The sequence below is a fragment of the Bacillus haynesii genome (assembly GCF_001969855.1).
Classification (GTDB): domain Bacteria; phylum Bacillota; class Bacilli; order Bacillales; family Bacillaceae; genus Bacillus; species Bacillus haynesii.
In genome coordinates, this window is sequence record NZ_MRBL01000003.1 from 387,759 (window position 1) to 401,978 (window position 14,220).

The 14,220-nt window shown below is 46.2% G+C and carries 16 protein-coding genes and 1 pseudogene; 8 read left to right on the forward strand and 9 right to left on the reverse strand.

The genetic code is table 11. The annotated features are described in order from the left end of the window. Window positions 1-76: 76 nt before the first annotated feature. The 3 genes and pseudogenes from BTA31_RS04050 to malK all read right to left on the reverse strand — a co-directional run. Window positions 77-361: pseudogene (locus tag BTA31_RS04050) on the reverse strand (ABC transporter permease); the annotation flags it as partial. A 64-nt stretch (window positions 362-425) separates the two neighbouring features. Beyond that, window positions 426-1,133, reverse strand: a complete 708-nt coding sequence (locus tag BTA31_RS04055) for a response regulator (RefSeq protein WP_043929140.1) — start codon at window positions 1,131-1,133, stop codon at window positions 426-428. Next, complete coding sequence (malK, locus tag BTA31_RS04060) at window positions 1,126-2,727, reverse strand: malate sensor histidine kinase MalK (RefSeq protein WP_076788974.1); 1,602 nt, start codon at window positions 2,725-2,727, stop codon at window positions 1,126-1,128. Before malK ends, BTA31_RS04055 begins: the two co-directional genes overlap by 8 nt. A 185-nt stretch (window positions 2,728-2,912) precedes the next feature. Here malK and BTA31_RS04065 point away from each other — a divergent pair, with 185 nt between their 5' ends. Continuing rightward, window positions 2,913-3,470 carry a YufK family protein gene (locus BTA31_RS04065; RefSeq protein WP_043929137.1) on the forward strand — a complete coding sequence of 186 codons (558 nt, stop codon included), beginning with the start codon at window positions 2,913-2,915 and terminating at the stop codon, window positions 3,468-3,470. A 50-nt stretch (window positions 3,471-3,520) separates the two neighbouring features. On the opposite strand, the gene BTA31_RS04070 is transcribed toward BTA31_RS04065, so the two are convergent. The 3 genes from BTA31_RS04070 to BTA31_RS04080 form a co-directional block, all read right to left on the reverse strand. Continuing rightward, window positions 3,521-3,934, reverse strand: coding sequence for a thiol-disulfide oxidoreductase DCC family protein (locus BTA31_RS04070; RefSeq protein WP_076788977.1), 414 nt, complete (start codon window positions 3,932-3,934; stop codon window positions 3,521-3,523). Window positions 3,935-3,950: 16 nt separating this feature from the next. After that, window positions 3,951-5,786, reverse strand: coding sequence for a transglycosylase domain-containing protein (locus BTA31_RS04075; RefSeq protein WP_076789030.1), 1,836 nt, complete (start codon window positions 5,784-5,786; stop codon window positions 3,951-3,953). A 133-nt stretch (window positions 5,787-5,919) separates the two neighbouring features. Next, window positions 5,920-7,191, reverse strand: a complete 1,272-nt coding sequence (locus BTA31_RS04080) for an MFS transporter (protein WP_076788980.1) — start codon at window positions 7,189-7,191, stop codon at window positions 5,920-5,922. 218 nt (window positions 7,192-7,409) lie between these two features. Between BTA31_RS04080 and kapD the strand changes: the two genes are divergently transcribed. After that, window positions 7,410-8,027: a 3'-5' exonuclease KapD gene (gene kapD / locus BTA31_RS04085; RefSeq protein ID WP_076788983.1), complete on the forward strand. Its 618-nt coding sequence runs from the start codon at window positions 7,410-7,412 to the stop codon at window positions 8,025-8,027. A 27-nt stretch (window positions 8,028-8,054) separates the two neighbouring features. Here the strand turns inward: kapD and kapB are convergent, their stop codons facing one another. Further along, window positions 8,055-8,444: a kinase-associated lipoprotein KapB gene (kapB, locus tag BTA31_RS04090; protein WP_076788988.1), complete on the reverse strand. Its 390-nt coding sequence runs from the start codon at window positions 8,442-8,444 to the stop codon at window positions 8,055-8,057. Between the two features lie 67 nt (window positions 8,445-8,511). Here kapB and BTA31_RS04095 point away from each other — a divergent pair, with 67 nt between their 5' ends. Beyond that, entirely contained in the window at window positions 8,512-8,712 is a 201-nt protein-coding gene (locus BTA31_RS04095; RefSeq protein WP_076788991.1) for a hypothetical protein, read from the forward strand. 26 nt (window positions 8,713-8,738) lie between these two features. On the opposite strand, the gene BTA31_RS04100 is transcribed toward BTA31_RS04095, so the two are convergent. Next, the gene (locus BTA31_RS04100; protein WP_076788996.1) at window positions 8,739-9,902 is read right to left on the reverse strand and encodes a MalY/PatB family protein; all 1,164 of its coding nucleotides are present in this window, start codon (window positions 9,900-9,902) and stop codon (window positions 8,739-8,741) included. 106 nt (window positions 9,903-10,008) lie between these two features. Between BTA31_RS04100 and BTA31_RS04105 the strand changes: the two genes are divergently transcribed. Together BTA31_RS04105 and BTA31_RS04110 are read left to right on the forward strand one after the other, a co-directional pair. Further along, window positions 10,009-10,494, forward strand: coding sequence for a hypothetical protein (locus BTA31_RS04105; RefSeq protein WP_076789000.1), 486 nt, complete (start codon window positions 10,009-10,011; stop codon window positions 10,492-10,494). Between the two features lie 91 nt (window positions 10,495-10,585). Beyond that, window positions 10,586-10,840: a DUF1871 family protein gene (locus tag BTA31_RS04110; protein ID WP_076789005.1), complete on the forward strand. Its 255-nt coding sequence runs from the start codon at window positions 10,586-10,588 to the stop codon at window positions 10,838-10,840. Between the two features lie 40 nt (window positions 10,841-10,880). On the opposite strand, the gene BTA31_RS04115 is transcribed toward BTA31_RS04110, so the two are convergent. After that, complete coding sequence (locus tag BTA31_RS04115; protein WP_043927769.1) at window positions 10,881-11,702, reverse strand: alpha/beta hydrolase; 822 nt, start codon at window positions 11,700-11,702, stop codon at window positions 10,881-10,883. Between the two features lie 204 nt (window positions 11,703-11,906). Between BTA31_RS04115 and BTA31_RS04120 the strand changes: the two genes are divergently transcribed. The 3 genes from BTA31_RS04120 (at window position 11,907) to yugI (ending at window position 14,174) form a co-directional block, all read left to right on the forward strand. After that, window positions 11,907-12,407, forward strand: a complete 501-nt coding sequence (locus BTA31_RS04120) for an Lrp/AsnC family transcriptional regulator (protein WP_003184796.1) — start codon at window positions 11,907-11,909, stop codon at window positions 12,405-12,407. Next, a complete protein-coding gene (locus tag BTA31_RS04125) occupies window positions 12,408-13,580 on the forward strand; it encodes an aminotransferase (protein WP_043927758.1) in 1,173 nt (390 codons plus the stop codon). Between the two features lie 204 nt (window positions 13,581-13,784). Next, window positions 13,785-14,174 carry a S1 domain-containing post-transcriptional regulator GSP13 gene (gene yugI / locus BTA31_RS04130; protein ID WP_020452765.1) on the forward strand — a complete coding sequence of 130 codons (390 nt, stop codon included), beginning with the start codon at window positions 13,785-13,787 and terminating at the stop codon, window positions 14,172-14,174. Window positions 14,175-14,220: the final 46 nt, after the last annotated feature.

The window sequence follows — 14,220 nt, forward strand, 5'->3', positions numbered from 1 at the left end:
TCAAAAAATTTTATCTTTTGTTAAGGTAACAAAAAAAGAATAAGAGAGCAGGCCGCTCTCTTATTCTATCGTTCGGTCATCGTTTTCCTTTAATATAAGGGATACCGTTTGCCTTTGGCGCATCGGCTCTGCCGCTAAATCCGGCCAGCGCTAGAATCGTCAATACGTAAGGCGCAATCAGCATATAGACGTTTGGTATTTCTTTGAAGAAGGGAAGCATGGACCCGATGATGCTTAAGCTTTGAGCGAAGCTGAAGAACAGGGCGGCGCCGAGGGCTCCGATCGGCTGCCATTTACCGAACACAAGCGCGGCGAGCGCGATAAATCCTAGTCCGGTAATGGTGGCATTCGAGAAGTTCAAGCGTGACCGTTACAAAAAAACCGCCCGCTGTCTTTAGGAAGCAGCGGACGGTGAGAAGGAAATGTTATAAATATTGGTTAATCACGTTCAAGTCATTTGTATTTAATTTATATTGGAAAACCGGTCTGCCGATCGTCCCGTAGGCCATCTCTACGTTGAGAACTTCGATTTCCTCCAGAAACTTCAAGTATTTGCGAATTGAAACTTGAGAGATTTCCGTATGATTGGCCAAATCTTCCGTTGTGAACGTCAGGCTGTCAAACGATCTGATGCTTGACCAAATGAGCTTCAGCGTGCTTTTGGTCAGCCCTTTTGGCAAATGTACCTTTTCGGGCGCGCGTTTTTTTTGAAAAAGTTCAAAATCCAGCTCTTTTTGGCTGATATTCCGGTTGCTTGAATAAAGCTGCTGTTTCCGTTTGTAATCGGTGAGGGCGCTTTGAAACCGCTCAAATTCGAACGGTTTGATTAAGTAATCGACGGCCCCGAACCGCAGCGTTTTTTGAACAACATCCATTTCACTGGCCGCTGAGATGACGATCACGTCGACAGCTTGATTCTGGCGTCTGATCTCAGTGAGCAGCTCGACGCCGTTCCTGCCCGGCATATAAATATCGAGCAGGATCAGATCGATGTGCTCTTCCCGGAGGAAGGTGAGAGCTTCTTGAAAAGAAGCGGCAATTCCCTTCAGCTGAAATCCGTCTACCTGGCTGAGGTAACGTTTATTCAGCTCTCTTACCATCGGGTCATCTTCAACAATTAATACATCAATCATGGTCATCCTCCTTTGGTTCATACGGAATGCGGAGACTGAATGTCGTTCCTTCATTCTTTTCGCTCGTCACGATGATATGTCCATTTAAATTTTCAAGGCTTTGTTCGACGAAATAAAGACCGAACCCCCGATTGGAGCCCTTTGTTGAAAAGCCCTGGTCAAACATTTTCTGCTGTTCCTCCTTGGATATGCCGACTCCCGTATCCGTGACTTCAATATCAAGCTGTCCGTCATGGTGGCGGAATGAAATCGAAATATTTTTCTTATCAGTTGCGGAAACGGCATCAAGGGCATTGTTGAGAAGGTTCCCGATAACGGTGATCAAATCGTGAATCACCGCTGTGTTGGCTGTATCCGGAATCCTCGTGCTGCAATGAACCTCCAACGAGGCCCCCTGTTCCCGGATATAGCTCTGCTTGCCGAGCAAAAAGCCGGCGAGTACCGAGTTTTTAATATGGTTGATAATTTCGCTCGCTTCAGACTGCTGATAGATCGCAATGTCTTTTATATAGTTTCCAAGCTCGTCGTAGTTCTTTAATTGAACAAGACCGAGAATGACGTGGAGCTTGTTCATAAACTCGTGCGACTGCGCCCTGAGCGCATTTGCGTACATTTTAACACCGGACAGCTGCTCAGCTAAGTGCTTCACTTCGGTTTTGTCGCGGAATGTCGCAATCGCTCCGACGATGTTTCCCTTTTTTAAGTGGATCGGAACTTCATTAAAGACAAGTTCAAGGCCATTGATTCTGACATCGCGGTCCTGAACGGGTTTCTGTGTTTCGATCACTTGTTTCAAGCGGCTGTTTGGCAAGATGTCGGTGACATCCCGGTCTATCGGATTTTCTTCGATCCCCATTTTTTGAAACAGGCGCTTCGCTTCCGCATTGGCGAGCTTGATTTTTCCTGTTCGATCAACAGCGAGAATCCCTTCTTTTGTCGACTCAAGCATTGCGCTTCGTTCGTTCAATAGCGTTGCAATTTCATACGGTTCCATGCCGAACATAATCGTTTTTACTTTCCTTGCCACAATGACAGCCCCGATGATTCCGGCGAAGATGCTGAGCACGATGACCGTATATAAAGGGCGGAGATTTTGCTGGGTGATCTGCTCAATTTCGTTAAGGGTGATCCCGACCGCTACCGCTCCGACCTGGCTGCCCGTTTTATTATAGATGGGAACGAAAGCCCTCAGTGATTCACCGAGCGTGCCTTTTGCCGTACTAATGTGGCGGCGGCCCTTCAGCACTTCTTTTTCGTCCCCGCCGGCAAATTTCTTTCCGATTTTATTCGGGTCGGGGTGGGTTTTACGGATGCTGTTCATATCCATGACAACGACGAATTCAGTCTGGGTGATTTTTTGAACGCGGGCGGTGTATGTTCGGAGCTCATCGTATTCACCGCTTTCCAGCGATTGTGCCGTAATCGGAGCCTCGGCGACCATCTCTGCTGTCTGCAGGGCAATCTGCTGTTCCTGCTCCCGAATGTTCCTTGCGGTCTCAGAGCCGACCATGAAAAACGCGATCAATAAAGAAATCAAAACGACGACGCAGACAAATATCGTTAACCGTGTCTGCAGTTTTAATGTTTTTTTCAACGGCGATTCCTCGCGATCTATTGATTAGTCAACACATAATACTTTACAAGTAAATGGCGAATTTGTGAAGAATCCTGCACCTTTCTGCCGCAATAGCAGAAATTAAAAATATGGAAAATATTCTTGTCAACAGGTCATAAGTCGTACATAATGAATGAGGAACATATCAGAAAGGGACTTTTTTTATGAAAAATACGTATGTAACAGGCTTTTTTCCTTTTATCGCAATTCTTCTTTTCAGTTCATCTCTTGCGATTTCTTCCGTTATCTATGCCATGGAGATGCTGTCTTCTCTCGGCATTTACAAAGGGATGCTCGAATTTTTCTCTGAGAGCGGCATCCGGATGGCTTTGTTTGCGGTGTTTACGCTGATTTTTTTCATGGTATTTTCCGCTTTGAAGCTGATTGCCAATACAGTGACAGAGCTTGCCTTTTTATTTTTCGCCAAGGATCCTGAAGGAACGAACCTGAGGAAAATCAGGATCGGTTCTGCCGTGTATCTAGGGGCAAGCCTTTTATCCTTTATTTTTGTCCAATATGCCGCTGGAATTGCAGCGCTTTTTTTACTGGCAACACTCGTATATTTTATTTTTATCGTTTATGCGATCCACAGCACGCTTTCATTCATGTCATTAATCGGTTTCATTATGTTTGAGCTGCTGTTTTGGTTTACCTTTGTAATCGGGACGGTGTATATCATCATTAAGCTTTATAACAGCGTTATGGCGAGCCTGCCCGTTTGAACCATGCAAAAAACCGGAGCGCGGACGTTTGTCCGGCGGCTCCGGTTTTTTTATGACAAAAATCGTTTTCTGATCTCAGGACCGGGAACGGTGCACTCGCTTTTTTGCCCAAACCATTTGTAACGGTTTTTCGCAATCACACTGTAGACGGCGTCCCGGAGCGGACGGGGAATGATCAAGAAGGCGGAAGCAGCCCGCCACAGGCCCGGGAGGCTTTTCACCACGTGCAAGGCTGCCGTTGATTTCTGATATACCCGTCCGTTTTCGATCAAAATAAAGCTGTCAAAATGTTCGGAGGGGAGCTGATATTTCTTAAGCAGCTTCCCTCCGGCGTCAGATTGCAGGGAAGCGAATGAAAATAAGCCTTCAGGATCATGTTTGATAATGAATTGTACGGCTCCGTCGCAAAAGTTGCACACGCCGTCAAACAGAACGATTCGATCTGGCATATCCGCCACTTTCATCCACCCCTTTTTTGATTTAAGATGCGTATTGCAGCGTTCCTCTCCAGATTAAAAGCTGAGGTCCCGCGTGATGCAGGTACTCGACAGTGCCTTTTGCCTCTTTTCCGACCCATACACTCATTGTGTACGTATCCGTCAATCCGACAAACCAAAGGTCTCTGTACCCGTTGGATGTTCCGGTTTTTCCTCCTACATATCCGCCGCTGAAATTCGCTTTTTTTCCGGTTCCTTCTTTGACAACCGCTGCTAAGAGCTCGCGCATTTGGCTGTTTGTCCGCATGCTGAATACTTGCTGCGGTTTGTCTTTCCATTTGTATAGCGTTTTGCCATTTAAGTCCGTCACCTTTGTGATTGCATGGCTGGACGTGTAGCTTCCGTTATTGCCGAAGATCGTATAGGCATCAGCCATCTCCAGCGGTGAGAAGCCCCATGTAAATCCGCCCAGCGCAGCAGGAAGACGGTAGTCGGTTTGAACGATTTTATCGAATCCGAACGGTTTTAAATAGCTGAATCCTTTTTGCACGCCGACCCGGTTCAGCATACGTACGGCCGGTGTATTATACGAATATTTAAAGGCTGTCTTGATCGACACGGTTCCGTATGTTCTTTCGTTGAAGTTGTTCGGACAGTATTCCTTGCTGCAAAATTTGCTTGCGTCAATCATGCTGCCTGCCGTCGCACCCGTTTCTTCAATGTACGGCCCGTAGTCAAGGAGCGGTTTAATCGATGACCCCGGCTGCCTGTATGCTTGGAATGCCAGGTTATAATCGTACTTTTTATAGTTTTTCCCGCCGGACATGGCGACGATTTGATGGGTTTGGTGGTTGATCACCACTGCTCCGCCTTGTACGCCTTCATAAGGGAGGCGGTTCTTCACTTGCTGGACGACCCGGTTTTGCATGCCGGTATCGAGCGCCGTATAAATTTTGATTCCGCTTGTCGTGAGGGAACTGATTCGGTTGGACAGTTCTTTTTCGATTTTTTTCTTTTCTTCTTTTGTTTTTGCCTTTTTCAGCCGTTCGTCAAACCCTTCCGAAGCGGACACCAATTTGGTGAATTCCTCGTTGACATAGGTCGTATAGTCTGGATAGTCGTCTTTCTTTTCTTTCACGTTAAGCGTAATTTTTTGCTTAACGGCTTTGCTGTATTCTTTTTCCGTGATCACGCCCGCTTTTTTCAGCCCTTCAAGCAGCCGCTTTTGGCGGGTTTTTGTGTAGTCAAAATGTTTCAAAGGATCATATAATGTAGGGTTATTAGGGATCGCGCAAATAAACGCCGTTTCGGCAAGGCTGAGAGATTTCAAAGGCTTGCTGAAATAGAAAGAAGACGCGGATCCAATTCCGTAGACCCCATGATTAAAATAGATGGTGTTTAAGTATTTCTCGAAAATTTCTTCTTTTGAAAGCTTTTTTTCCAGCTGATAGGAATACAGGAGCTCTGTGAACTTGCGGTCGAAGGTTCGTTCATGGTTTAAATACAAGTTTCTCGAAAGCTGCTGTGTAATCGTGCTGGCCCCCTGATCAATGCCGCCTTTTTTGACATTGGCCGCGGCGGCCCGGGCCATCCCGATAAAATCAAAGCCTTTATGCTGAAAGAAATGACGGTCCTCCGAAGTCAGAAACAGCTGCTTCACATGTTCAGGGATGTCTTTATAGGGGACAAATACCCGGTTTTGGTGATCTGAAACGATTTCGGAAATCAGAGCGCCGTCCCTGTCATACATGTAGCTGTTTTGTACAAGGCCGATATCTTTTATATTGATCTTCTCATCGAGCACCTGATCGAGAGGCTTCATATTCTGAGCTTCACGGCCGGAGGCCATTAAGGTAAAGACAAATATAGGTATTAACATCAACAGAAAAATCCATCCAAAAAATGAACGCAACTTTGTCACTCTCTTTTCGCTAAATTCTAGCCATATCGTACCATTCTTTTTGGATATCGAGAAGGATAATTTGATAGATTGGCAGTTTTTTTATCCGATTTCAGCTTGCTTTTGCCTCTGATTTTTTTTGCTGGGACCTTTGGAACATCAGAAGGCATGCTCCGCCAAAAAAGAGGACGGCAGTTGCATAAAAGGCGGAAGAAATACCGAAAAAGCTGGAAAGAATGCCGCCGAGCACCGGGCCGATGACATTGCCCAAAAATCTGAAACTGACATTATAGCCAAGCACTTCCCCTTGTATAGATCCCGGAGATTCAACTCGGATTAAAGCGGTGATGCAGGGAATCATCCCGCCAAGTGCGATTCCGAACAGAAAGCGGAAGAACACAAGCATTTCATAATGAGATGTAAGTCCTTGCGGGATAACGCAAACCGCGGCAGTCAGCGCGAGAATCATCAATATTTTTCCGTGGCCGAACCGGTCGCCTAAGGCACCCCATTTTCTAGCAGCGAGAAGGCTTCCAAGGCCGGTTGCAGAAAAAGCCACCCCTGAGAAAAATGCGAGATTCTCTGTTCCGTGCAGCTCGCTGACATATAAGGCGAGCAGCGGTTGAACACTGAAGTTTCCCACTTGAATCACAGCGGTGAGGATCATCGCCGTGATCAGCGGACGCTTATGCAGAATCGTCTGCAGCACCTGCTTTCTCGTGTACCCGGCAGAAGCATCGCGCTTCTGCTTCAGGGGCCGTTCACGCACTCCGGCAAACACGAGGAAAACGGCGCTGTAAATGGCAAATGACGTAATGAAAAACGTATATGTAAAACCGACGCGATCGGCGAGCAGACCGCCGAGCAAGGGGCCGAACAATCCTCCCGAGACCGTGCCCATCTGCAGCGTGCCGAGCACTTTGCCAGCCGTTTTTTTCGGCGTCTGAGCCGAAATCATGGCGAGGGAAGTCGGAATAAACCCGGTGACGAGCCCCATCGCCATTCTCAAAAAAAACAGTTCGTATACTGACGAGACAAGGGACATGAGAAGAATGCAAGTGCCGATGCCGGTACCCGTGATCAAGAGGATTTTTTTATAGCCGTGTTTATCGCCGAACCTTCCCCAAAAAGGAGAAACCAAAAAAGCCATCAAAAATGTGACGCCGAAAACGTATCCGCTCCATTTTGCCGTAAATCCGTCCGAATAGCTGCCGAGCGTCTCAATATAGAGGGAAAGAAACGGCAGAACCATTGTGGAGCTTGCGGCCACGAAAAAATTCGCAAACCACATGATCACAAGGTTTTTCTTATAAACAGATATGCGAATCACCTTCTTAAAAAATTTGAATTCCCTTTCATTATAAATGAAATGTGGAAGCTGTATGGAATCGCTGCTCTTTGAAATGACGAAAATTAGGTATTTGAAGGAATTTTCAACATTTTCAGAAAATATAACCTTAAATATAGAAATATAATGATATAATAAGAGAAATATGAACGTACTTTGGAAAACATTCAGAAGACCTTAGGCTTGGACGATTTAAATCCGCTGCGTTACTTCCATAAGTTTTTTATATTGAGATAGAAAGGCAGGTGTGAAAGTTGGAAGGTAGCACCTTACTGATTATTGATTTTGAATTTACAATGCCTGAGGGAAGGTATCACCCGCAAAATTTTTTCCCGGAAATCATAGAAGCAGGGATTGTAAAGGCGGTTCATGATGAGGTGGTTGAGACATTTTCAAGCTACATTAAGCCGAAGAAGTTCCCTAAATTAACGAGGCGCTGCAAAAATTTTCTCAGCATTACGCAGGAACAGGTTGACCAAGGCATCACGTTTAATGCGCTGATAGAAAAGCTGCGGGAGCTTGATCCTGACCAAAACAGCGTCATCATTACATGGGGAAACATGGATATGAAAGTGCTGAAGCAAAATTGCATGTTCAACCATGTTCCGTTTCCGTTTAAAGGAGAGATGAGGGATCTTTCCATGGAGTACAAGGAATTCTTTGGCGACAAAACATTGACGAATTTGTGGAAAGCAGCGGAAGAGTACGGCGATTCAGGAACGGGAAAACAGCATAAAGCGCTTGACGACGCGATGACAACGTATAAGTTATTTCGGCTCGTAGAACGGGATAAGAAGTATTTGGAAAATCCGAAACCGACGACGATCGGCGAACGGGTTGACCTTTCAAAAGTCTTTCCGCACGCCACATAAACAACCCAATCTGACAAACAGATTGGGTTATTTGTGCGGGAAATATTCTTTTTCAAGCGCATGAATAAGCTCAAGCGATTTTGCCGCGTATTCGGACGAATCGCTTTGCAGATCCGTTTTTAAGCGGCTCAAAGCTGAGCGGAGCGAATCCGCATAATCCGGTACAGCTTCATCGAACGGCTTCACCATGCGGTGCGGGATATTTGTCTGTTCACCGTAAGCGAGCGCTTTTCGTTCATGAAAAAAAGGGACGTCTGCCTTATTGGGATGATGAAGATCGCCTTGCTTCGGGTGGGTCAGCACGGCGAGGATTTTGACCAGGTAGTGCATCAGTTTAACATCCGTAATTTCGCCGATGTAGACGCCTGTCTTATAAAAGCCTTTTACGCGATCTCCGACTTGAAATTGGTTGTTCACTGTATCTGCCTCCTAATGGTATCATAATAAATAAATGGTAAAAAAATCATTTCAGGGAGGAAGAAAAATGGCGCCGTTTCTGATTCAGTTTATGCTCTATTTTCCTGAAGACAAAAGAGAATATATCCCTTCTTTTATTACGCTGGCCGTTTTCTTTGTCATCGCGATTGTTGTATTCCGGCTGATCATCAAGCATTCCAAAAAAGAAGCTGAAAAAGCGGAAAAGCTGGAAAGAGAATTAAATGAAACCATCCATAAACGCTCTTAGAAGCGCCCGGCTTTCAGCCGGAACGCTTATGAAAAAGCGGTCTTCAGACGTCTCAGTCCGTCTTTTACAACCGGGAGTGAACATCCGACATTCATTCTGACGAATCCTTCTCCGCCCGGTCCGTACTTCGGTCCCGGCTCAAGAATCAGCTTTCCTTTATGAAGGAGAAGCCGTTTGATGTCCTGATCCGTCAATCCGAGCTTGCGGCAGTCAAGCCATGCCAAGTAAGAGGCGTCAGGCTCCATCATGCGGATCTCGGGCAGATCCTCTGCCAAAAAGCGGCGGACTTCTTCCATATTTCGTTCAATGTAAGGGATAAGCTGATTGAGCCACGGTTCGCCTTTTGAATAGGCCGCCTCGATTGCTGCAACTGCAAATGTATTTAAAGAATGCAGTCCCTGACGCTGCATGACCTTTGCAAAGGCGGTTCTTTTCGCCTTGTCGGGTATGATGATGGCTGAGGCCTGCAATCCGGCCAAGTTAAACGTTTTGCTCGGTGCAATGCATGTGATCGAAATATCCGCGAATGCCGGAGACAAGGAGGCGAACGGCGTATGCTTCAGTCCGTTCAGCATCAGGTCCGAATGGATTTCGTCGGAAACAACTGTGACACCGTGTTTATGGCAGAGTTCCCCAAGCGTTGTCAGCTCTTCTTTCGACCATGAACGTCCGGAAGGGTTATGTGGATTGCAAAGAATAAACAGCTTCACATCCGGTTCCCCAAGCTTTTTTTCAAGGTCGGAAAAATCCATTTCATAGCGGCCGTCTTTTTCGATTAATGGATTATGTAAAACAACCCGTCCGTTTTTTTCAATGATATCAAAGAACGGCGTATATACAGGTGGCTGTACGACCACCCGCTCGCCTGGCTCTGTGTACGCCTGCACCGCTTGGGCGAGCGCTGTTACAATGCCAGGGCTGAAGGTGATAAACGCCGGTTCAGTATCCCATCCATGCCGGCGGCTGAGCCAATCGGTGACAGCTTCCTTCGTGCCCGCGTTTGCAGATGTATAGCCGAAAACCCCGTGCTCCAGGCGTTGCTGAAGGGCGTCAATAACAGGCTGAGGGGCACGGAAATCCATATCAGCCACCCACATTGGAAGCGCGTCATTTACGCCGAATAATTCCTGTGTTAAGTCCCACTTCACAGACTGGGTCCCGCGTCTGTTATGCTCTTTATTAAAATCCATGATTTCACCTCATGTCTTTTTCATATGTTATACATTAACTGTGATAAGGACAGATTGCAATGTTTTAACCAGTAAAGCTTTTATAAAATAAAGGGAGTGGTAGCTGGTGGAATGGAGCAGCATGCTTGAGTGGGCTTTTCAGCGTCATCTCAACCCTATGAGCTGGTATATTCGCCCGGTCTTTCTGGTGGCGCTTGCGTACTTTTGCTATAGGCGGACTTGGAAAGGCGTCATCACTACTTTTTTGCTGATGACGAGCAGCATGGTTTGGTTTCCCGTCCCCGAGCGGATCAATCCGGAGATGAAGGCCGTTTTGGATGACGAGCTGATGCTTTTGTCCAACCCGCTTTCAGCCGTGGTCACGCTCGCTTTCATGATGGGGTTTCTCGTGTTGATTGGTGCGGCATTTTGGAAGCGCTCCTTAGGGTGGGGGCTTGCGGTATTGAATGTGACGCTGATCGGAAAGGTCGTGCTGTCAGTGATGCTGACGGGAGAAAACGGCTGGGCGCCCCTCGGAAATACCGTCTTTGGATTAATTCTCGTCAATAGCATCGGGCTGCTGCTGATCGCCTGGCGGAGGAAGCGGAGATAAGCCGGCCGGTAGCTCGCGGCTTTCTTTATCGACAAGCCGGTGTGTTGTGATACAATAGCCTTTGAAACATTACAATGAAGCGGTGATCATGATGAAAGAAAGTCAGGCAGCAGCACAAATCATACACATCATTAAGGAATGGGATCCGTTCCAAGCCGGGCCCGATTTTTATGAAACGGAAGCGGCCGAAATCGTTCAGGCCGTCTACACGGAAGACGATGCAGAGCGGCTTGGCGAAGCGATCCAGACCGTCTTTGAAATATCATTTGATCAGACGCTGCCGCTGTCAGAATGCAAACAGCTGGCTGAACGGCTCCTTGTGATCAAAGATAGCAGTTCGTGCTGATTAGAATCTAAAAAACCGCCAATCGGCGGTTTTTTTATGTTCATGTCAAAATGAAATTGGCAATTTTGTCTGATACATAATCCGGATTTTCTTCAGGGACGAGGTGTCCGGTATCCCGTAGGGAATAGAAAATGGAATTGGGCAGATCCTGATGCAGCCTTTTTCCGATCTGTACCGGGACGACGCGGTCCTCTTCGCCCCAGATTAAGAGGGAAGGGGTCTCGATTTTCTTTAAATCGTCCGGTGATAAATCGCCTTCCCGGTGTCTGATGAGACGTGCGAGCGCCCTGAAAATTTGATCGTCGAGAAACGGTTTCAGGTAGCCGTTGATCATTTCCTGATCGATTAGAGAGCTGTCGTAGACAACATTCATGAGGTTTTTCAGGACGCCCTGTTTTGACAGCCAGCGCTTGATGTACAAATAAAAATAAGGAATATGGCTCCCGAAAATAAGCGAGCGGGGCGAACGCTTTAAATAGCCTGAGCTGCACAACAGGACGACTTTTTTGAACAGTTCAGGCCTTTCCTTTATCGCATAAAGTGAAATCTGGCCGCCCATCGAATGCCCGACAAGCACGGCGTCTTTAATCTTCAGCCTTTCGATCAGCTCGATGACCACCTTGGCCATGTTTTGATAGGTATACACAAAGGTGCTGGATTTTTCTGATTGGCCGAAGGGAGGCAGGTCAACGGCGACTAAATTAAACTCATCCTTCAGAAGAGGAATGATTTTTCTGTAGCAAAACGAGGAAGAAAGAAAACCGTGTATTAAAACGAGCGATGACTTGCCTGGATTCTCGTAATGCTCATAATATATATTGACCCCTTGAATGGTCTCGATAGAAGGTTTTGTTAACAGCATGATCCAAATCACTCCGAATGTTTTTCTTTCAAGTTCAAACAATCTGGCTGCATGTTGTCGCCTAAGTCCTGAGTATGTTATTTATCGTACCCGAAAAAAATTTTTTCACGCTGCGATTTCGCTTTTTTTACCGCCTTACATCTGTTCAAAAACGTGCTATAATATTCAGAAGATTTCTTGACATATAAAAGGTGTGATAACGAGATGAAGCTAACAGAAAAAGAAACAGAAATATTGGAAATATTAGAGGAAAACAGCCGCCTCGAACCTGAAACGATTGCTAAAATGGCGAACATTTCACAGGAAGAAACAAAAGCGATTATTGAAAAGCTTGAAAAAGAAAAGGTCATCATCGATTATTCTGCAATGATCGACTGGCGAAAAGTCGACGGCCATGAAGGCGTGACAGCGATGATTGATGTGAAAGTAACGCCGAAGCGCGGCGTCGGATTTGACGAAGTGGCCGAGCGGATTTATCGTTTTCAGGAAGTTGAATCCGTTTACTTGATGTCAGGCGTATATGATCTGTCTGTTGTCATCCGCGGCAGAACGATGTCGGATATTTCGCATTTCGTGTCCGAAAAATTATCGACGCTTGAATCGGTCGTGTCGACAACCACCCACTTTATTTTAAAGAAATACAAGCATGACGGTAAAGTTTTTGACTCCGGTGATGATGACAAAAGAATCGTGGTGTCTCCTTAAATGAGGACAACTTATATTTCGAAAGCAGCCCAGCAAATCAAACCGTCGGGCATCCGCAAATTTTTTGATCTTGCGTCCACAATGGAAGGCGTGATTTCATTGGGAGTCGGAGAGCCCGATTTTGTGACGGCATGGAATGTCAGGGAAGCGAGCATTCTTTCCCTTGAGCAGGGCTACACGTCTTATACGGCAAACGCGGGTCTTCTTTCCCTGCGGAAAGAGATCAGCGCTTATCTGAATAAACGCTTTCATCTGGATTATGCACCCGATGACGAGCTGATTGTCACAGTCGGAGCAAGCCAGGCGCTTGATATTGCGGTCAGGGCGATCCTTGATCCCGGAGAAGAAGTGTTGATTCCAGAGCCTTGTTTTGTCGCTTATGAAGCGCTTGTCTCTTTGGCGGGGGGGAAAGCGGTCCACATTCATACGAACGCAGAGCGCGGATTTAAAGCGAGCGCTGCGGATTTTGAAGCCGTTTTGACTGAGCGTACGAAGGCCATCATCCTTTGTACCCCGTCTAATCCGACAGGCTCTGTTTATTCAAAAAAAGAACTGGAAGAGATCGCGGCTTTTGCTGAAAAGCATGACCTGATTGTAATAGCGGATGAAATTTACGCCGAGCTGACATACGATGAAGCTTATACAAGCTTTGCGGAAATCGCCGGAATGAAAAAACGGACGATATTGATATCTGGTTTTTCAAAAGGGTTTGCCATGACAGGCTGGCGCCTTGGATATGTCGCAGCTCCTGCATATTTAAGAGACCCTATGCTGAAAATTCACCAGTACTCGATGATGTGCGCGCCAAGCATGGCTCAATTTGCGGCTGAGGAAGCCCTTAAAAACGGCCTCGAAGACGTCGAAAAGATGAAAAAAAGCTACCGCCGCCGAAGGAATGTGTTTGTGGATTCACTGAACGAAATCGGGCTTGACTGCCATCAGCCTGGGGGCGCTTTTTACGCGTTTCCGTCCGTTAAAAAAACGGGCATGAGCTCCGAAGAGTTTGCAGAGGAACTTCTCATCAGCGAAAAAGTCGCCGTCGTCCCAGGCAATGTTTTCGGTCCGAGCGGCGAAGGCTATATCAGGTGTTCCTATGCTTCCTCGCTTGAACAGCTTCAGGAAGCGCTCGTCAGAATGAAACGCTTTGTGCAGAAGGTCGGTGCAGTTCAATAAAAAAATGCGCACCTAAAAGGTCCGCATCAACATAAGGGGGGAATACTAGAAAGCCTTAGTTGTTCTTTAGTATTCCCCTTTCATCACGGTTTTAAACATACAATGCTAAAAAAAGTTTTTTTGCTTAATAAAGACTTGTATGATATAATTTTTTATTGCGTATAAAAAGAGATTTAAATTCATATGATTTAGGAGTTGTTAGTTATGACAGCAAAATTTGAAGTAGGCAGTGTTTACACTGGAAAAGTGACTGGATTACAGGCGTACGGAGCGTTTGTTGCATTAGATGAAGAAACACAAGGACTCGTGCATATTTCTGAAGTAACACACGGTTTCGTTAAAGATATTAATGAGCACTTGGCGATCGGTGATGAAGTGCAAGTGAAGGTTCTTTCTGTAGATGAGGAAAAAGGCAAAATCAGCCTTTCTATCCGCGCTACACAGGCAGCTCCTGAACGAAAAGAAAGCAAGCCTAGAAGACAAAAGGCTGTTCAAGCCGAAGATACAGCTGCTCCACAAGGGTTCAACACGTTAAAAGACAAACTTGAAGAGTGGATCGAGCAGTCCAACAGAAAAGATCTTATTAAGAAGTAAATGAAAAAACTCCGGCAAAAGCCGGAGTTTCAGACCGTTGACAAAA

Bases quoted from the DNA above. Each gene is read 5' to 3' on its own strand.
- BTA31_RS04055 (WP_043929140.1), bottom strand. From the start codon at position 1,133: ATGATTGATGTATTAATTGTTGAAGATGACCCGATGGTAAGAGAGCTG.
- BTA31_RS04065 (WP_043929137.1), top strand. From the start codon at position 2,913: ATGAAAAATACGTATGTAACAGGCTTTTTTCCTTTTATCGCAATTCTT.
- BTA31_RS04070 (WP_076788977.1), bottom strand. From the start codon at position 3,934: ATGAAAGTGGCGGATATGCCAGATCGAATCGTTCTGTTTGACGGCGTG.
- BTA31_RS04075 (WP_076789030.1), bottom strand. From the start codon at position 5,786: ATGTTAATACCTATATTTGTCTTTACCTTAATGGCCTCCGGCCGTGAA.
- BTA31_RS04095 (WP_076788991.1), top strand. From the start codon at position 8,512: ATGGCGCCGTTTCTGATTCAGTTTATGCTCTATTTTCCTGAAGACAAA.
- BTA31_RS04100 (WP_076788996.1), bottom strand. From the start codon at position 9,902: ATGGATTTTAATAAAGAGCATAACAGACGCGGGACCCAGTCTGTGAAG.
- BTA31_RS04110 (WP_076789005.1), top strand. From the start codon at position 10,586: ATGAAAGAAAGTCAGGCAGCAGCACAAATCATACACATCATTAAGGAA.
- BTA31_RS04115 (WP_043927769.1), bottom strand. From the start codon at position 11,702: ATGCTGTTAACAAAACCTTCTATCGAGACCATTCAAGGGGTCAATATA.
- BTA31_RS04120 (WP_003184796.1), top strand. From the start codon at position 11,907: ATGAAGCTAACAGAAAAAGAAACAGAAATATTGGAAATATTAGAGGAA.
- BTA31_RS04125 (WP_043927758.1), top strand. From the start codon at position 12,408: ATGAGGACAACTTATATTTCGAAAGCAGCCCAGCAAATCAAACCGTCG.
- yugI (WP_020452765.1), top strand. From the start codon at position 13,785: ATGACAGCAAAATTTGAAGTAGGCAGTGTTTACACTGGAAAAGTGACT.